Here is a 26663-nt window from a genome sequence, read left to right as displayed (position 1 = left end):
AAAAATTAAACGGCTTAAGCCCTCTAGAATACAGGGTTCAAGCCGCTTAAAGTATTTTTATTATTTCCGCTGTCTACTTGACAGGGAGCAGTTCAAAATCAACGTTCGCGGCTATTTTTATGAACATTGTTTATACGTTTTTTTTTACAAGTGGCGCAAACGGTTGATGTAGCCATATTTTCACTTGTTTCGTTTGTTTTTCACTTTGCATAAAATCATGTATATTTCTTTAAGTTGTAAAATCTCATGAATGGGACACCTTTATAGGGGTTCTTTCTTAATATTTCAATAGATGTACAATTTGGTTTTGACAGAATAAATAAGCACTTGTTCTATACAGTTATCAATTGCTAATCTCCCCTACCCATACCAACCAAATCACTTAAAAAAAGCAGAAACGCTGTTCAACCAACGTCTCTGCCCTTCTCTAATAATCTATTCAGCTATTCTCTCAAGCTGTATCTTTTAAATGGAAATTATAGTGGAATATTTCCGTGTTTTTTATACGGACGATCTTCCTGTTTTGTAGAAAGCATATCTAATGCTTTAATTAATTTAATACGTGTTTCGCGTGGGTCGATTACGTCATCTACCATACCGCGTGAAGCTGCTACGTATGGGTTTGCGAATTTTTCTTTATATTCTTCAATTTTCGCAGCACGTGTTGCTTCTGGATCTGCCGATTTTGCGATTTCACCTGCATGGATAATGTTTGCTGCACCTGCTGCACCCATTACTGCGATTTCTGCGTTTGGCCATGCAAACACTAAGTCTGCACCGATTGATTTTGAGTTTAATGCCACATATGCACCGCCGTATGCTTTACGTAAAATAACTGTAATTTTTGGCACAGTTGCTTCTGAATATGCATAAAGGATTTTCGCGCCGTGACGGATAATACCACCGTGCTCTTGTTTAACACCTGGGAAGAAACCAGATACGTCTTCGAATGTAATCACCGGTACGTTGTATGCGTCACAAGTACGAACAAAACGTGCTAATTTATCAGATGAATCAATATCTAACCCACCTGCTAAGAATTTCGGTTGGTTACATACTAAACCAACTGATTCACCCGCGATGCGTGCGAAACCAACTACGATGTTCTTCGCGAATTCTTTTTGAACTTCCATGAACGAGCCTTCATCCACGACCTGCTCTACTACTTTACGTACATCATAAGATTTTGTTTGGTCAATTGGCACAACATCTACTAGTTCAGAACGGTACTCGTCACCTGCAGTATACGGTTGCTTCGGTGCTTTTTCTTTATTGTTTTGTGGTAAGTAAGACAGTAATTGTTGAATTTGAGCGATTGCTGCATCTTCATCTTCTGCGCGGAAGTGTGCGTTACCCGATACCGCATTGTGTACTTTTGAACCACCTAAACCTTCAGCTGAAATTTTCTCACCTGTTACTGTTTCGATTACTTTTGGACCTGTAATGAACATTTGTGACGTTTTATCCACCATTAAAATAAAGTCTGTGATTGCTGGAGAATAAACTGCTCCACCAGCACATGGCCCCATGATTACTGAAATTTGTGGAATAACACCAGAATAAATCGAGTTACGGTAAAAAATATGCCCATAGCCATCTAGCGATAATACGCCCTCTTGAATACGTGCACCGCCTGAATCGTTAATGCCGATAAATGGTGTACCGTTTTTCGCAGCTAAATCCATAACCGTTGCGATTTTTTTCGCGTGCATTTCACCAAGTGCTCCACCAAATACCGTGAAATCTTGTGCGAATAAATAAACGTTACGGCCATTAATTTTACCAAAACCAGTCACAACACCATCGCCAGGTCCTTCTAATTTTTCCATACCGAAGTCTACTGTACGGTGTGTAATGAATGGGTTAATTTCAACAAATGTGCCTTCATCTAAAAGCAATGCAATACGTTCACGAGCTGTTTTTTTGCCTTTTTCGTGTTGCTTTTCAATGCGGGCATCACCGCCACCTAATTCAATAATTTGCTTGCGGTCATAAAGTTCGTTAATTTTGTCAAACATATCTAGTGTAATTGTCATTATTCGTTATCCCCTTTTCCACTTTTATCGCATAATTCATAAAGCACACCGTAAGAATCTTTTGGGTGTAAAAATGCTACTTCTGCGCCACCAGCACCTGGTCCTGGCTCGTCCGAAAGTAAGCGCACACCTTTTTCACGAAGTTCTGCCATGCGCTCGCGGATACCTGTTACGCCAAATGCCACATGGTGAATGCCTTCTCCGCGTTTTTCTAAAAAGCCATGAATCGCACTTTTTTCACTCATTGGCTCAAGCAATTCGATTTTCACGTTGCCCGCATCAATGAAAGCTACTTTAACTTGCTGCGATTCTACTTCTTCTACTTTTAATAGTTTTAAACCTAACGTATTTGTATAATATGTAATCCGTTCATCAATATTACGAACGGCAATACCAATATGATCTACTTTTTCCACGCGTGATACTCTCCTTTTATAATTCAATATTTTGCAAGACTGCGTTTATGCAGTGCCTATACATATTTCATGAGTATTGCAACCTATCTAAATGTTCCGAGCCATTTTAAGATTCCGAAAATTCCGGATACACAAGGGCTACTCTTACTTTGTCGTAAGACGCGGTGCTCGTAGCCTGTGTTCCCCGATTCAACCGAGTCAAAGGAAAATAGAGAATTTTTTACTTAATCAAAACCAATTACGCCGAGGCGTAATTGCGTCCAGATCTTTTTCGTGCTTGCTCGAAAAACTCCCCTAAAAAATCTGTGACATCCGCCGGGGCTTAACTTGATTCAGCGGGGTTTGAACAATCCCCATTGAATAATATTTCACTTTTGGCATTCATCTCCCATTTATAAAAATAGGCGATTTCTGCTGAATCTAGTTAATTGTACTTGAGAATTCCTTGAGATTTGTTACACTATTACTAGTCCAAACGAAGGAGCGAAAAAGTATGAGTAACAAAAAATTTCAAAAGATCGTCGTTTATTCAATGGTTGTTATTATGTTAATTTCAACAGTTGCAATGGGCGTTGCCGCAATTATGTAATGGATGTTTTATACATCCATTTTTTTAGTGCTTTGGTTTGAAAGATTGCTTAATAATTAAATACTCGTCCATTTCTTCAATGAATTGATACATCGCAGCCATTGCTAAAAAGGTTTCGTGATCTTGCGGCAGTGGCATTTTTGCAAACTCCTCTTTCACAATTTCTAATTTTTCACGATAATGGCTCGCTGTATTTCCTGAATGAACATTTTCACTTAACTCCTCTAAAAACGTAGCGATTAACGGTGCTTGAACGGTCATGACAGGGAGCGCTGTAATTTTAGGTAGCACTCGCTCAATAATTTCAAGCTGTTTTTCACGCATGTCGAAGTAAACATAATAAAAGTTTTCCTTCCGCGTTAAATGGTTCTCTACGTCTTTAAACGCAAGCGCTTTTGCAGCATTTAACACGTTTGCTGCTTCAATAAGCTCTTGACCATCCCACATCGTATCACCGTTCCGTAAATAACCTGCGATTTCAAACAGAATTTTTTTATAAATAGTTTCAATTTTCAGACGGTAATAATTAAGTTCTGGTTCGATATCAGGCATATACATATTGACAATGAGTCCCATTCCAAATCCAATGGCCATGAGAGAAAGTTCATTGACAAGCAAATCGACCGTAAAATTCGCTGTTGAAAAGAGATGCATTAAAATAACCGCACTCGAAACAAAACCTTCCGCCACACCAAGCGACACAATTGTCGGAATAAATAACAGTAAAACAACACCTAATACTACCGGAGAATAACCGAATGTTTCGAAAAATATAAATGCATAAAGCATGCCTGTCAAACTCGCAATAATCCGTGTATACACTGCGCGAACGGACTTTTTCTTCGTCGGCTGAATGCAAAGGATTGTTAAAATACCCGCAGCCGTAAAAAATTGCAAATCAAAATATTGGGCAATTGCGATCGCAACAGCAGCACCGAACGCCGTTTTTAGTGTACGATAGCCGATTGAAAATTTTTTCATATCGGAGCGATTCCCCCATCATTTAGGAAGTGCATGTCCTTAAGAGCATTCTTAAGGACGTACACAACATGTAAAATTATAGTTCTTCGCAATATTCTTCGAAGTTTCCTTGCAAGTTTGTTACAACAGACATTGGATCATGTCCTTCGATTTCATAACGACCTACTTCAGCCACTACTTGTCCATCTTTTAATAATACAAATGATGGAGATGAAGGAATGTGATCTTCACCAAATAAATGGCGAGCAACATTTGTCGCTTCTTTGTCTTGACCTGCAAACACTGTTACAAGGTGGTCAGGACGTTTATCATAATGAACCGAATGCGTTGCCGCTGGACGAGCAATGCCTCCAGCACAGCCACATACCGAGTTGACCATTACTAAAGTAGTACCTTTGCGAGCAAACGCATTTTCTACCTCTTCAGGTGTACGTAGTTGCTCATAGCCTGCTGCTTCCATTTCAGCACGTGCCGTTGTTGTCATTTGTTGCATAAATAAATCGTAATCCATATTCATAAGCTTTTAGCCCCTTTCAAAGTACTCTTTAATCATAGCAGTGCAAGCATAGAACTGCAAAGCACAATCATGACATTTCATCGCCCTTTTTTTCATCAAAAATTGCGTTCACGCCTTGAGTTACAGTGAGTAGGCCTTTTAAGATATCGTCCTCTAATGAACGGACCTGTTTTTTGCGCTCAGAATTTTGATAGAAGGAGTCGATTAAGTGGTCTGTAATCATCGAATGGAACCAATCACGCGTTTGCGCATGACGACGAATTGACCAATAATTTGACTTTTTCACCGTCGCCTCAAATTCCATTAACATATTCCAAACATCGTCAAGCCCCTTCTTCTCCATCGACGACACCGTTAAAGATGTACTCATCCAGCCTGGTGTAGACGGCTGTAAGAAATGGAGGATTTGCTTATACTCTTGCATTGTTTTACGGGCAAAACGAGTATTATCCCCGTCCGCCTTATGCACAATAATGCCATCGGCAAGCTCCATAATCCCCTTTTTCATGCCTTGCAGCTCATCGCCCGCCCCTGTCAACACGAGCAGCAAGAAGAAATCCACCATACCGCGCACATAAGTTTCACTTTGACCAACGCCGACCGTTTCAATAAGGAGCACATCATAGCCTGCTGCCTCGCATAGGAGCATCGTTTCACGTGATTTTTTATGCACGCCACCTAATGTACCCGCGCTTGGTGATGGGCGAACGAAGGCATTTGGTTGACGCACGAGCTCCTCCATCCGTGTTTTGTCCCCAAGAATACTCCCGCCAGACAGCGAAGAACTTGGATCAATCGCAAGTACAGCGACACGTTTGCCCACCTTACTAAGCATCGTCCCAAATGCTTCAATGAAGGTACTTTTCCCTGCACCCGGAACACCTGTAATGCCGATGCGAATACAATTCCCCGTGTAAGGTAAGAGCTCCTGCAATAGCCTTTGAGCCGCTTCCTTATGCACATTGTTCGAACTTTCGATCAAGGTAATCGCCTTCGCTAAGGAAGTGCGATCACCTTCACGAACTTGCTCCGCTAATTTCGAAATATCAAGATGTTCCTGCTTTTTTTTGCGGAATTTTTTCGGGTTTGAATAATTCATGCCATCATGACCCCCCTTTACGCCTTCCATTACAAATAAAGCGCTTGGCTCTTGATTATTTTTCGTCATTATTCTGCCACTTCCTCGTAGCCAAGCTTTTTGTAGATTTCTTCGATAATTTTAATTGCTGATACTGGAATGACTGTACCAGGACCGAAAATAGCAGCTGCACCTGATTCGTATAGGAAATCATAGTCTTGTGCTGGGATAACCCCGCCACAAATAACGATAATATCTTCTCGACCTAATTTTTTCAGCTCTGCTACTAACTCTGGTACAAGTGTTTTATGTCCTGCCGCTAAGCTTGATACGCCGACACAGTGGACATCGTTTTCATTGGCCATTTGTGCTGTTTCTTCTGGCGTCATGAATAATGGTGAAATATCCACGTCAAAACCTAAGTCTGCATAGCCTGTTGCGATTACTTTCGCACCGCGGTCATGCCCATCTTGACCCATTTTCGCCACTAAAATACGTGGACGACGCCCTTCATTTTCAATGAAGCCCTCTGTCATGTCCTTCACTTCTTTAATCATTTCATTATCCGAGAAGTTCGCAGAGTATACGCCCGAAATCGAACGAATAATCGCTTTATGACGTCCTGATACCACTTCAATTGCATCCGAAATTTCGCCTAATGAAGCACGCGCACGAGCCGCATCTACCGCAACAGCTAAAAGGTTTTCCCCGCCATCTTTCGCAGCTTTTGTTAAACGTGCTAAATGTTTTTGTACTTCTGCTTCATCACGGTCTGCCTTCATTGTGTTTAAGCGTTCAATTTGTTGGTCACGTACAAGGGCGTTGTCGATATCTAAAATATCAATTGGCTCCTCTTCTGCTAAACGGAATTTATTTACACCAACAATTGTTTCTGTTTTTGAGTCGATTTTCGCTTGACGTTTTGCCGCTGCTTCCTCAACTTTCATTTTTGGTAGGCCTGTTTCAATTGCTTTCGCCATACCACCAAGTTCTTCAATTTCCTCAATTAATCCCCATGCTTTTTCTGTTAACTCTTCTGTTAATTTCTCAACATAATAAGAGCCGCCCCATGGATCGATTACTTTTGTCATTCCCGTTTCTTCCTGTAAGAAAAGCTGTGTATTACGTGCAATTCGTGCAGAGAAGTCAGTCGGTAATGCAATTGCTTCATCTAATGCGTTCGTATGAAGTGATTGCGTATGGCCCATGGCTGCTGCGTTCGCTTCGATTAATGTACGTGTCACGTTATTGAATGGATCTTGCTCTGTTAAAGACCAGCCAGATGTTTGTGAATGAGTACGTAAAGCTAATGTCTTTGAATTTTTCGGATTGAATGTTGACATCATTTGCGCCCAAATACGACGTGCTGCACGCATTTTCGCAATTTCCATATAATAATTCATGCCGATCGCCCAGAAGAATGATAAACGTGGTGCAAAGGCATCAATATCAATTCCAGCTTTTAAACCAGTACGTACGTATTCTAGACCGTCTGCAAGTGTATAAGCTAGCTCGATATCATTTGTCGCACCAGCTTCTTGAATATGATAGCCCGAAATCGAAATCGAGTTGAATTTTGGCATATGTTTCGCTGTAAATTCAAAAATATCGGCAATAATTTTCATCGACATTGCAGGTGGATAAATATACGTATTACGCACCATATATTCTTTTAAAATATCATTTTGAATCGTACCCGCAAGTTTATCTGGTGATACGCCTTGCTCTTCTGCCGCAACAATATAAAATGCTAAAATTGGTAATACCGCGCCATTCATCGTCATGGAAACCGACATTTGATCTAACGGAATGCCCGCAAATAAAATTTTCATGTCCTCTATCGAATCAATCGCTACCCCAGCTTTACCTACGTCACCTTTTACACGTGGGTGATCAGAGTCATAGCCGCGGTGTGTTGCTAAGTCAAAGGCAACTGATAACCCTTTTTGTCCCATCGCTAAGTTACGGCGGTAAAAGGCATTCGATTCCTCAGCAGTTGAGAAACCTGCATATTGACGTACTGTCCATGGACGCGCTACATACATCGTTGGGTAAGGTCCACGTGTATTTGGCGCAATCCCTGCTACATCTTTTATATGTTTAACATCTTGAATATCTTCAGCATTATAAACCGATTTTACTTCGATGCCTTCGTTTGTCAGAAACGAGCCTGTTGAAGTACGCTGCTCTTGATTTAAAACGTCTTCAATCACAACGGAATTAAAATTTGCTTTACTCATTGTTGTACCCCCTTCACGCTCGCTACTACGCTGTTCAACTTTTCAACTATGTTTTGACCTGCAAAAATAAAGCCGTTTAAGCCGTTTGCTGTCCAAGCCGCTTCGTCTTCTTTATACTTACCTGCTGCATCCAATACAAGGTTTGCACGCTTCCCTTCAAGTAATGCCGGAACTAATGCTTTCGTATCTTCATCGGTCGCTGCGATCACAACATAATCAAATGCCGCATCCGCTAACCATTTTTCCGCATCGTCAATTGACGTGAAGCCTTCTGTTTGCTCAGCGACTACACCTGCTGTTGCAAAGAAGCCTTGTACAAAATCAGCACGTGGCTTGTAATTTTTAAGTGTACCAAACGTTAAAATAGCTACTTTCACACCTGCTTGCGCGAAGTTTGCACGTAAATCTTCAAATGGAATAGCTAAACGTTTCACATCCGTAAATTGTGCGTTATCAACTGTTCCGATTGCATCCACTGGGTTCGCATAAATATTTGTGCCAATTAATGAATGCTTGCGTGTTTCTACCGCTTGAATGCGCTTACTGTAAACCGCGTCAATATCCGATTGCAGGGCTGTATATGCATCCAAACCACCTGCTAGCTCGATTTCAAGGAATAATGCCCACGCTTCTTTCACAAAATCCGCTGTTAACGACTCTACAAAGTACGAGCCACCAGCAGGATCAAGGACATTTAATACATGTGATTCCTCTTTCGTAACGAGGGACACGTTACGCGCGATACGAACCGATTGCTCTGTTGATTTTGTTAAGCAATCATGTGGATGGACTGTTACTACATCCGCGCCACCAATTGCTGCTGCGAATGCTTCATTACCTGCACGTAGTAAGTTTACATAAACATCTAGCTTTGAAAAACTGCGTACAGATGTTTCGACTACTACTGGGACAGCGCTTGCTTCAGTGCCGAATGCTGAAGCAAATGCTTTCCACAACACTTTAAATGCACGAATTTTCGCAACTTCTGAGAAGAACTGTGTATCAATTGCGAAGTTCACAAAGAATTTGCTTTCAAATGCTTTGAAGTCTTCCACGCTATTTGCAAATTGAGCCGCTTGCGCTAAGGCAATCGCTAGTTCTTGTACCGCATTTGCGCCTTTATTGTGAAACGGAATTGTATCCGCTACATATGTACGCACATTTGGATAATCTGCTAATTCAACCGCTTCAGGTGCAATAATATAGCCTTCTACAGTCGCACGTTTTGCTTCTTCAATTTTTGTGAAAACGCTTAATAATTGATCAGTAGTTGATTGTACATTCAGTTTAAATGAATATTCAGTTAAAAAATCAGCTAATTGTTCAAGTGCTTCTTCATTCCATTCGAAAGCAACTTGGCTATTGATTGTGATGAAATCATTGCCACGCGCTAGGCTTTCTTGTAAGTTTGCAAAGAAACTTGCCGCATCTTCCCCAACAATTTGCTGCGCTACTGCAAAATCCGATTCTTTTGTTAATGTACGAATCGTGGAAACTTGTTTTTCTAATTGTTCACCTAATTTTTCAATTAATGTTTGTTGTGTATAAAGAGGCTCTAACGTAATATTGTCGATTGTTTTTGTGAATAAGGATTCGAATGGTTTCCCCTTCAAAGCTTTTACTGCTTCTTCTTGCCATTGTTCATAACTCGTTGATTGAAATTCAACATCTTTCATATTGGTTGTCATATGGACGCTATGTAGCTTCCCCCCTTGTTCTATTCCTGTACTATATATTACCCGAGAATGTTCTGATAATAAAGAAAAAAAAATAAAGAAAGCCCGAAACTACAGGCTTTCTAGGTGCTTTTAGTAGACTGACATCTTCTGTTTATCGACATTTTCGAGTAATTCTTTGACGCGACTTAGGAATTTACCGCAAATTAGCCCATCTAAAATTCGATGATCTAATGACAAACATAAATTCACAATATGGCGTGGTGCAATCATATTCCCCTGTACTATGACAGGTTTTTTTACAATACTTTCCACCTGCAAAATGGCTGCTTGTGGATAATTAATAATTCCCATAGATTGGATTGAACCAAATGAACCGGTATTATTTACCGTAAACGTTCCACCTTGTATATGGTCCATTTTTAACTTACCATTTCGCACAATTGTAGAAAGTTCGTGAATTTCCTTGGCAATGCCTTTGATTGATTTTTCGTCGACATTTTTAATCACTGGCACGAATAACGCATCATCCGTCGCAACAGCAATGGATAAATTGATATTTTTCTTTTGAATAATTTTATCCTCTGCCCAAACGGAATTGATGAGCGGATATTCTTTTAAAGCTTGCGAGACGGCCTTTAAGAAAAAGGCAAAGTACGTTAAATTAAAGCCTTCTTTTTGCTTGAACTCCGATTTAATGCTGTCACGATATTCGACAAGCTCCGTCACATCAACTTCCATCATCATCCAAGCATGTGGAATTTCAAGTGAACTGCGCACCATGTTCTTCGCGATGGCCTTGCGTACAGATGTAATCGGAATTTCAATATCTCCTGAAGCCGTCGTGACACTTTCCGAACGGCTCGGCGCTACATCTGGCGCGCTCACTTTTTCTGGCACGTGTTGTTGTTGCTCGACCACTTGTAGTTGTGGGCGTTCCTCTGTTTGAGGCTCAGGTTTTCCAGCCGCAATATATGCTTCCACATCTTTTCGTGTAATGCGGTTTTCAAGTCCTGTTCCTTGTACATGTGCTAAATCCACATTATTTTGCGAGGCTAATAACAGCACTGCCGGTGAAAAACGACCGACCGCACGTTTAGGACGCTCGCTCTTGTCAGGCGTTTCCACTACTACTGGTGGTTGTGACTGTTGTCGTTGCACCCCTGCATTTAAAATGGCTGAGCTAACATTTGAACTGCTTGCTGCTGGTACTTGCTGTGGTTCTGCGCCCTCTACTTCGATGGAGCAAACAATCGCACCTACTGGTAATGTTTCGCCTTCTATTGCAATCAATTCTTTCACAATTCCAGTAAAGGAGGACGGAATTTCGGCATTTACTTTATCGGTCGTTACTTCCGCGATTGGGTCATATTTATTTACCTTGTCGCCCACTTTCACTAACCAACTATCGATTTTGCCTTCCGTCACACTTTCACCTAATTGTGGCATTGTAATATTTTGAATCGTCATTTGGCATCCCCCTACAAATCAATTCAATTACGCCTCGGCGTGATTGCGTCCAGATTTTTTCGAGCTTGCTCGAAAAACTTCCCTTAAAAATCTGTGACATCCGCCCCGGGGCTTAACTTGATTCTACTGAATCAAGTTAAAACGCGGCTAGTTCACGAATGGCGCGCTCTACTTTTTCAGGATTGATCATAAAGAACTTTTCCATTGTTGGCGCATAAGGCATAGCTGGCACATCTGGCCCTGCTAATCGCTTTATTGGCGCATCTAAATCAAAGAGGCAATGCTCGGCAATAATGGCCGCGACCTCACTGATGATGCTACCCTCCTTATTATCTTCCGTAATGAGCAAGATTTTCCCAGTTTTTTTCGCCGCTTCAATAATCGCTTCTTGGTCTAAAGGATACACCGTGCGCAAATCTAAAATATGCGTTTCAATGCCATCTTTCGCTAGACGTTCTGCTGCTTGCAATGCGAAATGGACCGCCAAACCATACGTAATGACCGTCACATCGTCCCCTTGACGCTTCACATCCGCCTTACCAATCAGAATCGTGTAATCATCGGTCGGTACTTCCCCTTTAATTAAACGGTATGCCCGCTTATGTTCGAAAAATAATACCGGGTCTGGGTCACGGATTGCCGCCTTTAATAAGCCCTTTGCATCATACGGTGTGGACGGAATAACGATTTTTAAACCAGGTGTCCCTGCAAATAATGCTTCAACGGATTGCGAGTGATAGAGCGCGCCATGAATTCCGCCCCCAAAAGGAGCACGGACAACGATTGGACAGTCCCAATCATTATTCGAACGGTAACGAATTTTAGCCGCTTCCGAAACAATTTGATTCACTGCTGGCATAATAAAATCAGCAAATTGCATTTCAGCGATTGGACGCATACCATACATCGCCGCACCAATAGCTACACCTGCAATGGCACTTTCTGCAAGCGGGGTATCTAATACGCGGTACTCACCAAATTGGTCATACAAACCAGCAGTCGCTTTAAAAACGCCGCCTTTACGCCCAACATCCTCACCTAAAATAAAAACGCGGTCATCTCGTTCCATCTCTTCTTTCATAGCAAGATTAATCGCATCAATATAGGAAATCACAGGCATTATGCTTCATCTCCTTCCGCGAAAACATATTTCAGTGCATCCTCAGGTGCTGCATAAGGAGCGGCCTCTGCATAATCCGTCGCCTCGTTCACAATGATCATCAGTTGCTCATTGATTTGCTCGAACCAAGCTTCATCCGCAATGCCTGCATACTTTATATACTTTTCAAAAAGTAAAATCGGATCTTTTTCGCGCCCTTCTGCGATATCTTCCGCCGTACGGTATTGACGGTCATCATCATCCGACGAGTGTGCCGTCAAACGGAATGTGACTGCTTCAATTAAAGAAGGTCCCTCGCCATTACGTGCTCGGTCCGCTGCCTCTTTCACCACTTTATACACTTCAAGCGGATTTTTTCCGTCCACTGTGACACCAGGCATTCCGTAACCAATACCGCGATCCGATACCTTTGCACAGCCGAGTTGACGCTCTACTGGCACCGAAATCGCATATTGGTTATTTTCCACCATAATAATGACCGGCAATTTATGAACGCCCGCAAAATTGGCCCCTTCATGGAAATCCCCTTGGTTAGATGAACCTTCACCAAGCGTCACAAATGTGATGAAATCCTTTTGTTGTAATCGACCTGCAAGCGCCACCCCAACTGCATGTGGTACTTGTGTCGTAACAGGAGAAGAACCCGTTAAAATTCGATTTTTCTTCTGCCCAAAATGTCCCGGCATTTGACGCCCACCAGAATTTGGATCCTCTGCTTTAGCAAACGCAGACAGCATTAAATCCTTTGCCGTCATGCCAAAATGTAAAACGACGCCCATATCACGGTAATACGGTGCGATATAGTCTTTTTGATTATCCAGCGCAAATGCAGCTCCTACTTGAGCGGCTTCCTGACCTTGACAAGAAATAACAAAAGGAATTTTCCCGGCACGATTTAATAACCACATGCGCTCGTCAATTCGTCGCGCAAGCAGCATTGTTTCGTACATTTTTAGGACATCTTCCTCCGTTAAACCTAATTGATCATGCGTTACTCCCGTTTCATTCACACAAAACAGCTCCTCCCTTATCAATTACGCCTCGGCGTAATTGCGTCCAGATTTTTTTCGAGCTTGCTCGAAAAACTACCCTTAAAAATCTGTGACATCCGCCGGGGCTTAACTTGATTCAGCTGGGGGGTTGCCCCCCACTGAATCAAGTTAATAATGAATCGCCTTACCTTCAACTGCTAATGCCGCTTCACCAATGACTTCACTCAATGTTGGATGCGGGTGAACCATCTGACCCACTTCCCACGGTGAAGCATTTAAAAAGAGACTAAGTGCTGCTTCTGAAATTAAATCGGTTGCGTGTGGACCAATTAAATGGAAACCAATTGCATCATTCGTTTCTTCATCTGCAATCACTTTCACAAAACCATCCGTCTCTCCGTAAACGATTGCTTTGCCTATTGCTTTAAACGGGAAAGTGGCCGTTTTAATTTTATAGCCTTGGTTTTTTGCCTGTTCTTCCGTTAAACCAACACTCGCAATTTCCGGATAGCTGTATACGCCTCGTGCGACATTCGCATAATGGAACGGGATATGATGTACACCAGCAATATGCTCCACTGCCGAAATCCCTTCATGTGAAGCAACATGCGCTAGCTGCATACCGCCGATCACATCCCCTATCGCATAAATATGGCTTTCCTTCGTTTGAAATGACTCATTTACTTGAATAACGCCATTTTCAATTTCAATTTCCGTATTGTCAATGCCAAAATTTTCAACATTCGCTTGTCTACCAATCGACAGTAGCATCGCTTCAGCTGTCAGCTCTAATCCTGAAAGCTTCACCGTTACAAGCCCATCCGATTTCGAAATATTTTCAGGATTTAACTCGACATTCGTATAAATTTTAATGCCGCGCTTCGTTAACAGCTTCATCATTTCCGTTGAAATATCGCGGTCCTCTGTCGGTAAAATACGCGGCCCTACTTCGATAATCGTGACGTCTACATCAAAATCATGCAACATCGACGCCCATTCAATACCGATCACACCCCCACCTACAATAATGATGGATTTTGGCAGTTCCGTAATGTTCAAAAATTCATCCGATGTAAAAATCGTTTGGCCATCAATATCGACACCTGCAAGCTTTCTCGGTCTAGAACCCGTTGCAATGATAACGTTTTTTGGAATGAGCATTTCATTTTCAGAACCATCATTCATTTCAACAGAAATTGTCCCTGGCATTGGCGAAAAGATGGAAGGTCCTAAAATGCGACCATAGCCGTTATAAACATCAATTTTTCCTTTTTTCATCAAATGCTGAACACCTTTATACAATTGTTCAACAACCGTTTCCTTGCGTGCTTGAACTTTGCCGAAATTAAGGACGGTTTGCTGTATTTCGATACCAAATTCATCGGCACGTTTTGATTGTGCATATACTTCGGCACTTCTAAGCAATGCTTTCGTTGGAATGCACCCTGCATGTAAGCATGTGCCCCCAAGCTTCCCACTTTCCACAATAGCCGTTTTTAAACCTAATTGCGATGCGCGAATGGCAGCAACATAGCCACCCGTCCCGCCACCTAAAATAACGACATCATACTCTTTCGCCATGCTGGTCACTCCTTTGTTTCTATGAATCAAAAGTTTTTCTTATCGGCCATTCAAAATCGATTTTTCGTTTTGTAAAAACTGGCTGCGCGATTTGGCAACGCGTGCAATACGTTGTTCCGCTAAACGATTCGCTGCTAAATACGTTGGGATATTTTCCGTTCTCGAAATGTCAAAGATTTTTTCTAAGCTCGTATAAATCGACCCGACACGCTTCATCGCACGTTCACGGTTGTAGCCATACAATTCATCCGCTACATTAATAACGCCACCCGCATTGATTACATAGTCTGGTGCATACACAATGCCCATTTTATGAAGTGCTTCACCGTGACTTGACTGTGCTAATTGATTGTTCGCTGAGCCTGCAATGACTTTTACTTTTAGTCTTTTTAATGTTTCATCATTAATAGTCGCACCTAACGCACATGGCGAGTAAACATCCACTTCTTGGTCATAGATCGCATCTGGTGAGACGGCTGTTGCACCAAAATCATTTATAACGCGATCAATGGCCGCTTGATTAATATCGGTCACGACTAATTTCGCACCTTCTTTATGCAAGTACTCACAAAGTGTATAGGCAACGTTTCCTAAGCCTTGAACTGCTACTGTGCGACCTTCAAGTGAATCATTGCCAAAAGCTTCCTTCACCGCTGCTTTCATGCCAATGTATACCCCGTAAGCTGTAACCGGTGATGGATTGCCTGAGCTACCGAATGCTGGCGAAATACCAGTGACATAATTTGTCTCTTCATGGATTAAATCCATATCCGCTACGGTCGTGCCTACATCTTCTGCTGTAATGTAACGCCCATTCAACCCTTGAATGAAACGGCCTAATGCGCGGAACATCTCTTCATTTTTATCTTTAAATGGATCTCCAATGATAACGGTTTTCCCGCCACCTAAGTTTAATCCAGCTGCTGCATTTTTATAAGTCATTCCACGAGCAAGTCGGAGCGCATCTTCTATTGCAGATTCTTCTGATGCATATGTCCACATGCGTGAACCTCCAAGAGCTGGACCTAACGTCGTATCATGGATGGCAATAATGGCTTTTAGTCCTGATGCTTCATCTTGGCAAAACACCAATTGTTCATAATCATACTTTTGCATATACTTGAAGATTTCCATATTAACATCTCTCCTCTGATAAGTAAGCGCTTACTTCTCGCTTTTATTATTATTTTGTTGTTTATGATAAATATTTGCTTGAACACGCGCAATGTATTTATCTATAAATTTACAATACTTTCAAAATTAAAAACACGCAACCATAAACTTCGAAAATCATTTTAATTGTAATATTCAGATAATTACTTCTATTAGAAAGAGCGCTTGTTTTCGTATTCGTTTGTTTAGATTTGAGGGGGCAAAAATTATAGAAGCATAGTAAAATGTCGTGATTTGTCACATTTCTCTCATCTTTTTGAGGAATGTTTTTCATCTTCTTGACTTTCTATTTTACCATTGTAAAATTAGTTTAGTTATTAGAGGAGGGGTTCCACATGGCTCGTATGGTCGCATTTATCATCTTAGTCATTCCAGCAATCATGATGGCTGCTGGCATTAAATTTATGCGTGATACGTTATTTGGGATATTAATCTCACCATTTCCATGGCTTTGGTTACAATTTATAGTCGGCATCATCTTCTTTGTCGCAGCATTTTCATTCTTTGCGGGCTTCCTACTCCGCCGCGATCGTAAACGCGGAAAAGTTGCCCCGCGCTGGCAGAAATAAAAATACAACCAACACTTGTCAATTCAAGTATTGGTTGTATTTTTTTGTTGAACTTTTCTTATTCTATCGGGATAATCCGTAATCCAGCCAATTACAGCTGGATGTGGGGTAGATAAAAACGATTCTGTCCCGACAATCCCATAAAACCGAATTCCTTTTTTCGCCTCTTCACAAGCTGATAAATAGCGTTGTTTATAATATTTGCGGTGCGCATGCACATGGTCAATGAAATCTAAATCACATAATGTCTGCCAATTAAATTTCTTCGTTACTAAAAGAGCCGTTTCAAAATCAGGGCGTACTTCCTTCACGATTTTTAACAACTCGATATGAAAAGATGAAAAGTGACTATTTGCTGGTAGCTTCAATTCGCTTATTTCATTTTTAAGTGCCTCTGGATTGACTAATACTGATTCTTTCAATTCGATATTCAAGGCAATTTTTTCGCGATTTGCCCAGTTGACTAATTGCGAAAAAGACATGATTCTTTTCGTTGATAGGATTCGTTTAAATCTGGTGCCGATACTATACTTAGATAATTCCTGAAACGTACACTCATTAATATTTTTTCTTACACCGGCTAACCGAGTTAAATCCATATCATGAAACACGACTAAAATCGAATCCTTTGATACTTGAATATCCAGCTCAATACCATCTGCTTTTAATGCTTTCGCTTTCTCAAACGCTTCAATCGTATTTTCAAGCTCATAGGCAGATGCGCCGCGATGTGCATAAATCGGAATAGGTTTCATTAAACGTTCAACTCTCCAAATTCTAGTAAAAATCGCCCATTTGTTGCATTTGATAAAATGGATGATTTCTTGCCAATTTGGATGTATGTACCTGGATAAGCTTCTTTCGTAACGTGAATCTCTTCTCGCCCTACATTGCGTAAATCATGCATTAACTGCTTAATTTCTCGATCTAAATCCGTCGCCATTTCCTTATTGGATGCTAATTTTTGCTTCGTTTGTTCGAAAGTCGCAATTTGTGGACGCGTAAAATTACCCACGACGGGCAACACACGATTCACTTGCGATTCAAGCTGTAAAATATCTTCTTGCATCGTTTTTAATAAAGCAGCTTTACTTTGAATCATCTCTAAGCCATCTTGTTTATTGATGCTATTAATAATAAGTTCCGTGCGTCGTTCTAAACGATTGCCAGAGACAGCTGTCTTGATTACGCTTTTTGCGATGGCCGTTCCACCAATAATCTTGCCTTTGCGCTCATCAACTAAAATCGAATGGCCTTTAATATTGGAGCCCAGTGCATAAAATCCAATGTTCACATCTTGCCCTGCCACGAGGTTTGCTTCATTGACGTGCTTCACAAAAATATTGCCTCCCGCTTCTATCCGTGTTTGCCCAAGCCCAAAAATACCCCCACGAATAAAAATATCGCCATCAATTGATTTGATGAGCTTAGCACCTGACACACCTTCAGCACCCTCAATGGAAATATCACCTTGTGCAATAACCGTGAAGCCTGATTGAACCGTCCCGCGAATCGAGATTGAACCATTAAATTCGAGATTTCCTGTCTCAATACCGACGTCACCGTTGATTGGTAAATGACGATTTACGCCAACCATCCCTTTTAAATCTTCAAGTACACCACTTATTTTTGAACGGATAACGGTTTTATCCTCTTCTTCCACTTCATAAGCCGATTTGCGATCATATTTTAATGCTACATCACGACCCATTTGAGCTTGTATGATTTCACCATGCACGTTATAGCCAGGTATACCCGGCCCAGCATGAATTTTCTCCCCTAACCAAGCACCTTCTTCAATTTCATAAATAAAGTTCATATCATAATAATCTGCCTTGCCATCTTCGCGAATAACAGGTTTTCGTTCTGGAATTTGCAAATAGGTAACAATGGCATCTTCCCCCTTTATCGGTGGGGTACCTTGTGCGATTAAAATTGCTTTTCCACAAGCAACTGATTCTAATTTTATATCCATAATTCCATGTTTAATATTGTACTCTGCTAATAAACCGCTTACATCTCGCTGGAACTTTTCCTTATCTTCACGGATCGTTTCAAGTGTTTCATAAATAAATAGTGAAGCCGACATTTTATCACGCGAAACTTCCACGGTAACTGATGGAAGCCACTTACCTATTTCAGCTGGTGTTTTTGACACGTTTGCTAATACATTTTTTAACACTGCAAAGTTTGTTAATTTTATTCGAGGGTTTAGGCGTACAATGGTATCAAAATCTTTTAATAAAAAACCAGTTTGCAATGTTTCAACAAATATTTTTCCATTCTGTTCTGTCACTTCAATAAATCCATTTTCAAAAATAACCACGTATATCCTCCCTTCCACTTATCTTCTAGTATATACAATTATTAGATTTTTGTTTAGAAAAATATTACGAACATCCGTTTTTTTTAGTACATTCCCTACCTCTCTCCTAGTATTGCGATTTCACATAGGGATAATGGTCTATCCCTATTTATTCGAAGTATTCGTGATAATGAATCTATTTATGATACTTTTTTGATAAACCTTAAGAATATTCATTATTTTAGTCGCTAGTTGCTCTCTCAACACGCCCAATAAGTTGAATTATAAGTCTAATGTATGATTTTTTTGAAATATAAGATATTTCAATTCGATTAATCCATTTTACTTTTACTCCCCCTTCTGAATCCTTAATTATCGGAAAATTTTACAAATAAATTCCTTGTATTGTTAATTTTTGCAACACATTTATACTTTGTTTAGGATATTTATTCGCTTTTCCCATAAAAAAAGAGCGTCCATAATTGCCTTGGACGCTAAAGATAGTTTATACGAAAGATTCATCGTGCAAACTAAAAGAAAGGAGGTAAAAATAAATGAATTATGCTTGGGCGTTGCGTCTAGATTTGATTATTTTGCTGCCACAATTCAAATCCGTGACACCCGCCTGGAACATGACTTTCGTTCAGCGGGAGTTCAAGTATCTACCGAACGAAGAAAAAGTATAACTAAAATTATCTTACCCGCCCACGCCTACAAATAAACATATTTTTCAATATTTGTTTATTTATTTGCAGCTATCTCGAACATTGCTATGCTACAATTTCAGTATAGGAATTATCAATCAAATGAAGAAACATTAGGGGGTGTTCATGTATGAATCAAGTAGGTGTTGGTGGTGTGTTAGTTAGCTTTTTTTCGATTTTCGGATTGTTATTTACCGTCGTTCCCATTATTTTTTTCCTGTGGTTTGCTATAACAACAACGAAGCAATTGAAAATGCAGACAAAATTATTAGAAGAGATTAAGGCTCGGTTAAATTCTTAACTAAAATTTCTTAATTTGAGTTCTACATAGTTTGAACGACAGAAATTCTTCTATTTTGATAAAGAATTTTCGGAATGAATGCGCCTTAATTTTCTAAGCTTTTTCATCGAAAATTAAGGTGAATTTTATCGAGTAGGTGGCCACAAGATGACTAAAATTCAAGTAATTATTTTAATTAGCACAGGTTCTGTATTATTTTTATTTACCCTCGCAATGATGTATATGGATTTTTTTGTTCCAAAAATCGGTCCTATTGGAGATGGAAAAAGACATTGGACAACTTATTCCACCTATACTAGCTCTTTATTAGGTGCAATATGCTTTACTACATACGGAATAATCGGTTGGTATAAATTAAATAAGCAAACATAGATATTTTAGGCTAGCCATAGCCTTCTCGACTATCAACTCAATTGGATAACATATTGATAAAAGGGACGAAAGAAGGTTTGTAATTTGAACTATGAAGATGAACTGATAAAAATCATTAGGAACGATTTATTCCTTATGACCACCCTAAAAACAGTTGAGTTATTAGATTTACCAGATTGTTGGATTTGTGCGGGGTTTTAAGAAATAAATTATGGGATGTTTTACATGGTATCCACACTTCTGCAAATGATATTGACGTCATTTATTTCCAAGAAAATGATGTAACAATTGAAACAGAAAAAAGGTTCGAAGCGCAATTACATCGTTTACTTCCCGATTTACCGTGGTCGGTGAAAAACCAAGCTCGCATGCATCTGAAAAATCATTTACAGCCCTTTAGTTCTTCTTTTGATGGAATAAGTCATTTTCCTGAAACTGCTACAGCAATAGGCGCAAGATTGATAAATAATCATATTGAAATTATTGCCCCTTATGGATTAACTGATTTATTTGAGTTAAAAATTGAGCCAACTCCTAAGTATTTAAAGACTGAAAAATTACATCCCATTTATCAACAAAGAGTCGCAACGAAAAAATGGAAAACTATATGGACAAATTTAATATTGAATAATTAAGGCAAATTTTGTTGTACAATCATCTTTTCAATTGCGGTCGATAATTATTTCTTCCTGTATTTCAATCATTAGCGGTATAAGTGCTAGAACTATCTTCGGTAACGGTAGATTGGATAATTCGTCAAACTAAATTTAGCGTCATCTATTTCTATCCAGGCTAATTGGTCAGCATCTTGTATGTTCCCAACAAAACGGTAATCTACAATATATAAACGAGTGCCATCATAGTACTCAGCAGCTTTCCAAACCTCTCCGTCTTTTCTCGGGTCAATTCCAAATTGCTGAAAAAAACGTTGGATCCCTGGAGTCATACGCTAAATAGCCTCTGCATAATAACAACAATCCACACACCCACAATGTTCTTTATCAGAAATGAGAGGGAATGGTTTATACAGTTCTTTAGTTTTCTCTATATCTACGTTCACAAGATGCCCCATTCGTCCTCCCCCTTTATCAATTATTTCGCGCTATCATAACTCTCTTAGTAAACAACGGCTTTTTTTACTATCACTCGAATTAGCATAATTACCGCTGCTATTATCCATATTGTAACGGTAAGACCTATCATGATTAGAGCTAACAACGGCCCAGGTTCCCCAAAGGTTCTCGTATACTGAAATAAAATGATGATTCCGACCGATGCGACAATACACATTCCAACTAACACTTCGACCCAGCTAATAAATGGTGAACTAAATACCAACCCACGATCAAAAATAATAAGTAAATACATGATGATTCCTAATCCAATTAATAATAACACTAACAATAATTCGCAAGTGACAAGGATAGGTAGTTTAGCATAATCAAGTTCGGGATTTAAAGCGAGCATATCTTCTGCGATACTTGGCAGTACATATCCTCCGAAAAATAGCACACCGATTGCAAACACAACTATTAAGATTTTTAAAATATTTGACGTTATGTTCCCTTTCAACCTAATCCACCTCCAAAGTTTCCAACTAATTACAATATAAAGCTCAACAACATTGCATGTCAATGTATATTTATTGATAAACAATAAACTTTCCGCATTTAATATGCTCCAAAACAAAAATCTCCTATACATATTTTGTCTAAAGAACAAAAAAATTCACCTCGATATAGAGCTATCGGGGTGAATAAATAATAAAAATAGATGTACTTTAGTATGGGGTAAAACTCGCAACCAGGAATAATTCCTTCAAGGTTACAATCGGAATGGGGCCCACTCTTCTTCAATAGCGTTCACTACCCATTTGCCATTCTTTTCTGCAAGCGTATATACAAATTAATTTCACGGATTAAATCGCTATTCTCCAATCCATTTCATGGGCAAATATACGAATATTTAATAAAGTTTAACAAGCTTTTGAATATCTAATCTCAAAAAATCACGCTTGCTCTTATGACGTTGGCTTCTACTTGCGCTCTATTGAATAGTTTTATAGGGATGCTTGTTTCCAATTGCTCACTATGTAATAAGATCAAGTCACCTTCTTCTATAACAATTTCCTCCAGGTCGTCAATCGTTATATGTACTGGTCCGTTGATGCAATAAAAAGCTTCAGCCATTTGACGTACGCCTCGGTTGTTCAGATTGGCTATTTCGTGATAACTACCTCTTTCAACAGTCATCGCTTCAATATTACCGATGCATCCCTCCGACATCATAAGATTAAAATCTCTTACTTTGCCAAAACTTCGAGTAGTCCATCCCCCACTGAATCGGTCTTGTTCATAAGGCTTCAAATGTACATGATGATGCCCTTCATGTTGTAACGTTATTTCTCCATCAATGACCATAATTAATCTGTTTATATCCGGGAGTAGGGTGAAAACAGACTCTTCTATTTCAACTAAAGCTGAACTCATTCTCCACTTAAAATTTCGCTCTATATAATTTGCTTCCTGTGGATAAATGGCTAGCTCCGTCGTGAATCCACCTGACCATTCATTCGTCGTTTGGTCATTCTTTCTAATTAATTGTATTGAATACGGCATATTTTAAATTCTCCTTCTTTAGTGTGAAATATTAGTACATTAAAACATTCCAGCAATGACGTACGCTAACCAACCATTTATACAATAGAGCTTTATGTTATTCATCAAAATAAGATGTTCCGGCTATTTCAAGTGATTCTTGATTCCAAATTGTAGCAGGTGAATTGCTTATTTACAACCGTATTAATTTGAAGAATAGACAAGCCATTTCGTAAGTTTTTGTAAACTCAATAAACAAAAGTGCGTAATAATTCACGCTTATTAGTTTAGTAATTTATAGCCCTCATTAAGTAGTTTATCGCTTAATTATTTTGCGGTTTGACTACTCTACAACTGCTGTAAATCCTTGTCCCACCTAAGCTTAACTCGCACCATCTCAATGCGAATCTTGTCCGCAATCACGGCAATGAATTCACTATTGGTCGGCTTTGATTTCATATGATACGGAATTAACAGTTTAACGTAAAACTGACGCAAGGTCATTCCGTTGCTATAGATATTTAATTATTTCAAATATGTATAAATCCCCCAAACGATTTCACACGTATAAAACTACCCTACTTTGCGAATGTCACTACGTTAGAATTGCGTCTCAAAGCGCAAAAAAGAACGACCACCATAATAAAATGTTGACCGTTCAGTATAATCATTGTTCTAAAACATATTCCGCTAATACGCTTTGAACTTTATAAATATTAGTCGATTTATTAAAGTTTTTCTGTATCGGCAACGTGTTACCCGAAACCCATATTTTTAACTCTGCTTCTAAATCAAATGTCCCCGCAGTTTCAACAGAAAAATGAAGTATGCTTTTGTAAGGAATTGAATGATACTCGGTTTTCTTTCCAGTTACCCCTTGTTTATCAATTAATATGAGCCTCTTATCCGTAAAGATAAACGTATCTCTTATAACTTTGTATGCGTTTTTTATTGTTTCGTTAGGTATCAATAATTCTTTTAATTCATCCTGTAATTTATCTAAATTCACTTCGGTTGCATTTCCTATTAACCCATCGAATAGCCCCATATCAAATACCACCTTCACTTATTTTATACATTATATATAACCCTATTTTTAACATATATTCAAGTAAATAAACAATTCATTGTGTTGAATGAGTTATAAAATTATCAATAACTGTTTATAGTAAATGAGTTCATCTGTATGATCCTTCGTAAATTAGTTCCATTGAAAATCTTTAACTATTGATTTATTATACATTTTTCTCCTTTCCATTTACGTTCTTTAAATCCTTCAACAGATTTTTACGGATAGTTTGCTCGTTGTAAAGCTGCGAATAAAACGCTTTGATATTGCGTACATAGTTTGCTATCGTCGTTTTGCTAACGGGTTTACCATAATCGCCACGACGCTCCGGGTAGTTGACGGGCTTATCAGCAGCGCTTACTTCAAACTTGCCCCCTTTCTTCGATTGAACGGATATAAGCCTTTACGTGCTCCCCTGTGACGCTCTTAACGTCATTAACTTCGAATATATCTTCGAGATAACGCGCAAATAGTTTTAAAGTTTGTTCATACGAACTTAGCGTTTTCTTCGATAGACCTTTCGCTGAACAATCGAGTATGTAACGGGCAATCTCTACTAAAAACGGACTTAACGCCATAAAAAATACGCCTCACCAAACAGCGTTAAAAACTGTTTAAGAAGGCGTTATCGTATACGTAATATAATCGTTAAATATAATAAGTTTACCGGTCATTCTCCGATAGCCATTCGCTGCCAAATCACATTGTACCAGGCTTAACTCGCCACCATCTCAATGCGAATCTTGTCCGCAATCATGGCAATGAATTCTGAGTTTGTAGGTTTCGACTTCATATGATGCACTGTGTAGCCAAATAGCTCAGAAATAGACTCATAGCTACCACGGTTCCATGCGACTTCGATAGCATGACGGATAGCACGCTCTACACGTGATGGCGTTGTATTAAATTTCTTGGCGATTTCTGGATATAAAATTTTCGTTACCGAGCCAAGTAACTCGATATCATGGTAAACCATTTGGATTGCCTCACGTAAATAGGAATACCCTTTAATATGAGCAGGAACACCGATTTCTTTAATAATGGACGTAATCGTTGTATCTAGTTGACGTTGATCAAGTTTTGCTGACGAATTTGGTTGTAAAACGCTTTTTCGTTTCTCCACCTCGACTTGTTGGCCCGCGCAATGAAGTATTTTTTGTACAAGCTGTTCAAATTCAAAAGGCTTTAACATAAAATATGAAGCACCATAATTGACAGCCTGTTTCATCACATCTTCTTGTCCAAAAGCCGTTAACATAATGACCTGAGTTTCACCGCAACGTTCGTCATTGTACATGGCTTCTAACACAGCAAGTCCATCCAAATGTGGCATGATAATATCTAGCAATAAAACGTCTATCTTATGCTCTTCCAACATTTTAATACATAGTTTCCCATTTGCTGCCGTCGCAACTACTTCAATTTGAGCATGGTTTTTAAAAAACAGTTCCATCGTTTTTACGAGTTCACGATTATCATCCGCAATCGCAATTTTTACTTTCGTCAAACAAAATCCCCCTTTAATTTTAAGTTTATTCAGGTATCTACTAATCCACACGACCTATTTCATCCAAGTACCGTGAAAAATGAAAGCTTTCATCACATTGTACTGTCTGTCATCGAAATTGAAATTATTGCGAAGAAAAATAGCCTTTATTATTTTGTCTAGCAACCCGCCTTTTTTGCTTTCACATTAGTGAGTTTTCGACAATATTTAAAAAAACCCTTTAAAACATTAAAAAATGAGCATCAAGCATTATAATTTCACATTATATCGACAATAATAGCGTTAATTCTCCCCTTTTGTCGAATGCACGTATGTACAATTTTAATAAAGAAAGTAAAAAAAGACTACACTTATTTAATAAGTGTAGTCAATAGGTTCTTAATTCGGGCTTTTTTTCAGCATTTCGATTACTAAAATTCCTGCGCCTTTTGTCGGTTCTTCCACGAACATATGCGTTACAGCCCCTACAAATCGGTTATCTTGTATAATCGGGCTACCACTCATCCCTTGTATAATTCCTCCCGTTTTTCGAATTAATCGTTCGTCGGTCACAAAAAATGTAAACGTATTCCCATCTTGCTTATTAATTTCAATCTCAAATGTTTCTACATTTTCTCCATCAATGCTCGTTAATAATTGGGCTTTCCCCTCTTTTAATTCATCCGCATGTATAATTTCTAGCGCCGGATGCACACTGTGTTGTAGCGGTTGTTCCCATTTTCCAAAAATACCGTAAAGCTCATTACTTGCAACAGTGCCGAGTGGTGTTAATGATTTATTGACAATCGAAATTTTATAGCCTGGCTGACCGGGCACGCTCTTTTTTACCTGAGAAATGGATGCTGTAAAAATAGAGCCCTCATCAAATTGTGGCGGTTGCTTTAAAATGGAGTCTACAATTTGATGCCCTAATGCGCCATACTCCATTGTTTGCGGGTCGATAAATGTTAACGTACCGATTCCATCTGTTTCTGTTTTTAAAAAGGGCATTAAATTAAAAAGTTGATCTTTTGATATGCTCACTTTCTTTGTTCCCGATTTTTGCTCAACCGTTAATTCTACATCTTTCTTTTGATTTTTCAACACCGTAACGTCAGAAAGTGTTTCATTATTAACTTTCGTAATTTGATCTCCCTGTTTGAGCCATTCACCTGAATCCAGCAAAACATCATGTGAGACAAAAACATTAGGCAATTGGAGCTGCACACCGATGGATTGACCCATTGGAATTAATTCCTTTGCAAAGCCTTGTAATGGAAATGCTAAAAATAATACGACGACGAGTAATGATCGCAACCTTTGCTTCATATTTCACCTCCTCTGTTTGCTTACTATGTGACAGTTTGGATGAGTTATGAACGGAAATTTTT

Annotated in this window: 28 protein-coding genes; 6 read left to right on the top strand and 22 right to left on the bottom strand. The window is 39.3% G+C overall.

Going from position 1 to position 26663, the window contains the following annotated elements:
• Positions 1-476: 476 nt before the first annotated feature.
• Both ACQKIH_RS18375 and mce read right to left on the bottom strand, forming a co-directional pair.
• Positions 477-2036, bottom strand: coding sequence for an acyl-CoA carboxylase subunit beta (locus ACQKIH_RS18375; protein ID WP_427768167.1), 1560 nt, complete (start codon positions 2034-2036; stop codon positions 477-479).
• Positions 2036-2452 carry a methylmalonyl-CoA epimerase gene (gene mce / locus ACQKIH_RS18370; RefSeq protein ID WP_427768166.1) on the bottom strand — a complete coding sequence of 139 codons (417 nt, stop codon included), beginning with the start codon at positions 2450-2452 and terminating at the stop codon, positions 2036-2038. The genes ACQKIH_RS18375 and mce overlap by 1 nt, the downstream gene beginning before the upstream one ends.
• A 493-nt stretch (positions 2453-2945) precedes the next feature.
• Here mce and prli42 point away from each other — a divergent pair, with 493 nt between their 5' ends.
• Positions 2946-3041: a stressosome-associated protein Prli42 gene (prli42, locus tag ACQKIH_RS18365; protein WP_008404197.1), complete on the top strand. Its 96-nt coding sequence runs from the start codon at positions 2946-2948 to the stop codon at positions 3039-3041.
• Between the two features lie 24 nt (positions 3042-3065).
• Here the strand turns inward: prli42 and ACQKIH_RS18360 are convergent, their stop codons facing one another.
• The 10 genes from ACQKIH_RS18360 to ACQKIH_RS18315 all read right to left on the bottom strand — a co-directional run bounded on the left by ACQKIH_RS18360 (position 3066) and on the right by ACQKIH_RS18315 (position 15830).
• Positions 3066-4022 carry an aromatic acid exporter family protein gene (locus ACQKIH_RS18360; RefSeq protein WP_427768165.1) on the bottom strand — a complete coding sequence of 319 codons (957 nt, stop codon included), beginning with the start codon at positions 4020-4022 and terminating at the stop codon, positions 3066-3068.
• 76 nt (positions 4023-4098) lie between these two features.
• Positions 4099-4539, bottom strand: coding sequence for a BrxA/BrxB family bacilliredoxin (locus ACQKIH_RS18355; RefSeq protein WP_057987839.1), 441 nt, complete (start codon positions 4537-4539; stop codon positions 4099-4101).
• 67 nt (positions 4540-4606) lie between these two features.
• Complete coding sequence (meaB, locus tag ACQKIH_RS18350) at positions 4607-5707, bottom strand: methylmalonyl Co-A mutase-associated GTPase MeaB (RefSeq protein WP_427768164.1); 1101 nt, start codon at positions 5705-5707, stop codon at positions 4607-4609.
• Complete coding sequence (gene scpA / locus ACQKIH_RS18345) at positions 5707-7857, bottom strand: methylmalonyl-CoA mutase (RefSeq protein WP_427768163.1); 2151 nt, start codon at positions 7855-7857, stop codon at positions 5707-5709. The genes meaB and scpA overlap by 1 nt, the downstream gene beginning before the upstream one ends.
• Positions 7854-9545 (bottom strand): methylmalonyl-CoA mutase family protein, encoded by a 1692-nt coding sequence (locus ACQKIH_RS18340; protein WP_427768162.1) that lies wholly within the window; start codon positions 9543-9545, stop codon positions 7854-7856. Before ACQKIH_RS18340 ends, scpA begins: the two co-directional genes overlap by 4 nt.
• A 120-nt stretch (positions 9546-9665) precedes the next feature.
• A complete protein-coding gene (locus tag ACQKIH_RS18335) occupies positions 9666-11003 on the bottom strand; it encodes a dihydrolipoamide acetyltransferase family protein (RefSeq protein WP_057987831.1) in 1338 nt (445 codons plus the stop codon).
• Between the two features lie 136 nt (positions 11004-11139).
• On the bottom strand, positions 11140-12123 hold the full coding sequence (locus ACQKIH_RS18330) for an alpha-ketoacid dehydrogenase subunit beta (protein ID WP_427768161.1): 984 nt from the start codon (positions 12121-12123) through the stop codon (positions 11140-11142).
• Positions 12123-13073, bottom strand: coding sequence for a thiamine pyrophosphate-dependent dehydrogenase E1 component subunit alpha (locus tag ACQKIH_RS18325; protein WP_083493729.1), 951 nt, complete (start codon positions 13071-13073; stop codon positions 12123-12125). The genes ACQKIH_RS18330 and ACQKIH_RS18325 overlap by 1 nt, the downstream gene beginning before the upstream one ends.
• A gap of 210 nt (positions 13074-13283) precedes the next feature.
• Positions 13284-14696, bottom strand: coding sequence for a dihydrolipoyl dehydrogenase (gene lpdA, locus ACQKIH_RS18320; protein ID WP_427768160.1), 1413 nt, complete (start codon positions 14694-14696; stop codon positions 13284-13286).
• Between the two features lie 39 nt (positions 14697-14735).
• Positions 14736-15830 carry a Glu/Leu/Phe/Val family dehydrogenase gene (locus tag ACQKIH_RS18315; RefSeq protein WP_057987825.1) on the bottom strand — a complete coding sequence of 365 codons (1095 nt, stop codon included), beginning with the start codon at positions 15828-15830 and terminating at the stop codon, positions 14736-14738.
• Positions 15831-16204: 374 nt separating this feature from the next.
• Between ACQKIH_RS18315 and ACQKIH_RS18310 the strand changes: the two genes are divergently transcribed.
• Positions 16205-16438: a DUF2627 domain-containing protein gene (locus ACQKIH_RS18310; protein ID WP_057987823.1), complete on the top strand. Its 234-nt coding sequence runs from the start codon at positions 16205-16207 to the stop codon at positions 16436-16438.
• Between the two features lie 23 nt (positions 16439-16461).
• On the opposite strand, the gene ACQKIH_RS18305 is transcribed toward ACQKIH_RS18310, so the two are convergent.
• Both ACQKIH_RS18305 and ACQKIH_RS18300 read right to left on the bottom strand, forming a co-directional pair.
• The gene (locus ACQKIH_RS18305) at positions 16462-17193 is read right to left on the bottom strand and encodes a glycerophosphodiester phosphodiesterase (RefSeq protein ID WP_427768159.1); all 732 of its coding nucleotides are present in this window, start codon (positions 17191-17193) and stop codon (positions 16462-16464) included.
• A complete protein-coding gene (locus tag ACQKIH_RS18300; protein ID WP_427768158.1) occupies positions 17193-18764 on the bottom strand; it encodes a flagellar assembly protein A in 1572 nt (523 codons plus the stop codon). Before ACQKIH_RS18300 ends, ACQKIH_RS18305 begins: the two co-directional genes overlap by 1 nt.
• Before the next feature lie 533 nt (positions 18765-19297).
• On the opposite strand from ACQKIH_RS18300, the gene ACQKIH_RS18295 reads away from it, so the two are divergent.
• The 4 genes from ACQKIH_RS18295 (at position 19298) to ACQKIH_RS18280 (ending at position 20755) form a co-directional block, all read left to right on the top strand.
• The gene (locus tag ACQKIH_RS18295; protein ID WP_269084214.1) at positions 19298-19429 is read left to right on the top strand and encodes a hypothetical protein; all 132 of its coding nucleotides are present in this window, start codon (positions 19298-19300) and stop codon (positions 19427-19429) included.
• 148 nt (positions 19430-19577) lie between these two features.
• A complete protein-coding gene (locus ACQKIH_RS18290) occupies positions 19578-19748 on the top strand; it encodes a hypothetical protein (protein WP_169793447.1) in 171 nt (56 codons plus the stop codon).
• Between the two features lie 147 nt (positions 19749-19895).
• Complete coding sequence (locus tag ACQKIH_RS18285) at positions 19896-20120, top strand: hypothetical protein (RefSeq protein WP_427768157.1); 225 nt, start codon at positions 19896-19898, stop codon at positions 20118-20120.
• Between the two features lie 179 nt (positions 20121-20299).
• Complete coding sequence (locus ACQKIH_RS18280; protein WP_427768156.1) at positions 20300-20755, top strand: nucleotidyltransferase family protein; 456 nt, start codon at positions 20300-20302, stop codon at positions 20753-20755.
• 89 nt (positions 20756-20844) lie between these two features.
• On the opposite strand, the gene ACQKIH_RS18275 is transcribed toward ACQKIH_RS18280, so the two are convergent.
• The 8 genes from ACQKIH_RS18275 to ACQKIH_RS18240 form a co-directional block, all read right to left on the bottom strand.
• A complete protein-coding gene (locus ACQKIH_RS18275) occupies positions 20845-21066 on the bottom strand; it encodes a hypothetical protein (protein WP_427768155.1) in 222 nt (73 codons plus the stop codon).
• Between the two features lie 3 nt (positions 21067-21069).
• Positions 21070-21192 (bottom strand): hypothetical protein, encoded by a 123-nt coding sequence (locus tag ACQKIH_RS18270; RefSeq protein WP_269084213.1) that lies wholly within the window; start codon positions 21190-21192, stop codon positions 21070-21072.
• 44 nt (positions 21193-21236) lie between these two features.
• Positions 21237-21692 (bottom strand): DUF2975 domain-containing protein, encoded by a 456-nt coding sequence (locus ACQKIH_RS18265; RefSeq protein WP_427768154.1) that lies wholly within the window; start codon positions 21690-21692, stop codon positions 21237-21239.
• 428 nt (positions 21693-22120) lie between these two features.
• Positions 22121-22738 (bottom strand): HutD/Ves family protein, encoded by a 618-nt coding sequence (locus ACQKIH_RS18260; protein ID WP_427768153.1) that lies wholly within the window; start codon positions 22736-22738, stop codon positions 22121-22123.
• A gap of 646 nt (positions 22739-23384) precedes the next feature.
• On the bottom strand, positions 23385-23765 hold the full coding sequence (locus ACQKIH_RS18255; protein WP_057987809.1) for a PH domain-containing protein: 381 nt from the start codon (positions 23763-23765) through the stop codon (positions 23385-23387).
• Positions 23766-24148: 383 nt separating this feature from the next.
• Complete coding sequence (locus ACQKIH_RS18250; protein ID WP_057987807.1) at positions 24149-24364, bottom strand: site-specific integrase; 216 nt, start codon at positions 24362-24364, stop codon at positions 24149-24151.
• A 137-nt stretch (positions 24365-24501) separates the two neighbouring features.
• Positions 24502-25293, bottom strand: coding sequence for a sporulation transcription factor Spo0A (gene spo0A / locus ACQKIH_RS18245; protein WP_057987805.1), 792 nt, complete (start codon positions 25291-25293; stop codon positions 24502-24504).
• Positions 25294-25671: 378 nt separating this feature from the next.
• The gene (locus ACQKIH_RS18240; protein WP_427768152.1) at positions 25672-26601 is read right to left on the bottom strand and encodes a SpoIVB peptidase S55 domain-containing protein; all 930 of its coding nucleotides are present in this window, start codon (positions 26599-26601) and stop codon (positions 25672-25674) included.
• Between the last annotated feature and the right edge of the window lie 62 nt (positions 26602-26663).

It is taken from the genome of Solibacillus cecembensis (genome assembly GCF_050272495.1).
Taxonomy (GTDB): Bacteria; Bacillota; Bacilli; order Bacillales_A; family Planococcaceae; genus Solibacillus; species Solibacillus cecembensis.
Note: the sequence above shows the minus strand (reverse complement) of the source record. Positions and strands in the feature narration are given on the sequence as shown.

Coding starts and splice junctions, on each gene's coding strand:
- ACQKIH_RS18375 (WP_427768167.1), bottom strand. CDS start 2,036: ATGACAATTACACTAGATATGTTTGACAAAATTAACGAACTTTATGAC.
- prli42 (WP_008404197.1), top strand. CDS start 2,946: ATGAGTAACAAAAAATTTCAAAAGATCGTCGTTTATTCAATGGTTGTT.
- ACQKIH_RS18360 (WP_427768165.1), bottom strand. CDS start 4,022: ATGAAAAAATTTTCAATCGGCTATCGTACACTAAAAACGGCGTTCGGT.
- ACQKIH_RS18355 (WP_057987839.1), bottom strand. CDS start 4,539: ATGAATATGGATTACGATTTATTTATGCAACAAATGACAACAACGGCA.
- meaB (WP_427768164.1), bottom strand. CDS start 5,707: ATGACGAAAAATAATCAAGAGCCAAGCGCTTTATTTGTAATGGAAGGC.
- scpA (WP_427768163.1), bottom strand. CDS start 7,857: ATGAGTAAAGCAAATTTTAATTCCGTTGTGATTGAAGACGTTTTAAAT.
- ACQKIH_RS18340 (WP_427768162.1), bottom strand. CDS start 9,545: ATGACAACCAATATGAAAGATGTTGAATTTCAATCAACGAGTTATGAA.
- ACQKIH_RS18335 (WP_057987831.1), bottom strand. CDS start 11,003: ATGACGATTCAAAATATTACAATGCCACAATTAGGTGAAAGTGTGACG.
- ACQKIH_RS18330 (WP_427768161.1), bottom strand. CDS start 12,123: ATGCCTGTGATTTCCTATATTGATGCGATTAATCTTGCTATGAAAGAA.
- ACQKIH_RS18325 (WP_083493729.1), bottom strand. CDS start 13,073: ATGTACGAAACAATGCTGCTTGCGCGACGAATTGACGAGCGCATGTGG.
- lpdA (WP_427768160.1), bottom strand. CDS start 14,696: ATGGCGAAAGAGTATGATGTCGTTATTTTAGGTGGCGGGACGGGTGGC.
- ACQKIH_RS18315 (WP_057987825.1), bottom strand. CDS start 15,830: ATGGAAATCTTCAAGTATATGCAAAAGTATGATTATGAACAATTGGTG.
- ACQKIH_RS18310 (WP_057987823.1), top strand. CDS start 16,205: ATGGCTCGTATGGTCGCATTTATCATCTTAGTCATTCCAGCAATCATG.
- ACQKIH_RS18305 (WP_427768159.1), bottom strand. CDS start 17,193: ATGAAACCTATTCCGATTTATGCACATCGCGGCGCATCTGCCTATGAG.
- ACQKIH_RS18295 (WP_269084214.1), top strand. CDS start 19,298: ATGAATTATGCTTGGGCGTTGCGTCTAGATTTGATTATTTTGCTGCCA.
- ACQKIH_RS18290 (WP_169793447.1), top strand. CDS start 19,578: ATGAATCAAGTAGGTGTTGGTGGTGTGTTAGTTAGCTTTTTTTCGATT.
- ACQKIH_RS18285 (WP_427768157.1), top strand. CDS start 19,896: ATGACTAAAATTCAAGTAATTATTTTAATTAGCACAGGTTCTGTATTA.
- ACQKIH_RS18275 (WP_427768155.1), bottom strand. CDS start 21,066: ATGACTCCAGGGATCCAACGTTTTTTTCAGCAATTTGGAATTGACCCG.
- ACQKIH_RS18270 (WP_269084213.1), bottom strand. CDS start 21,192: ATGGGGCATCTTGTGAACGTAGATATAGAGAAAACTAAAGAACTGTAT.
- ACQKIH_RS18260 (WP_427768153.1), bottom strand. CDS start 22,738: ATGCCGTATTCAATACAATTAATTAGAAAGAATGACCAAACGACGAAT.
- ACQKIH_RS18255 (WP_057987809.1), bottom strand. CDS start 23,765: ATGGGGCTATTCGATGGGTTAATAGGAAATGCAACCGAAGTGAATTTA.
- ACQKIH_RS18250 (WP_057987807.1), bottom strand. CDS start 24,364: ATGGCGTTAAGTCCGTTTTTAGTAGAGATTGCCCGTTACATACTCGAT.
- ACQKIH_RS18240 (WP_427768152.1), bottom strand. CDS start 26,601: ATGAAGCAAAGGTTGCGATCATTACTCGTCGTCGTATTATTTTTAGCA.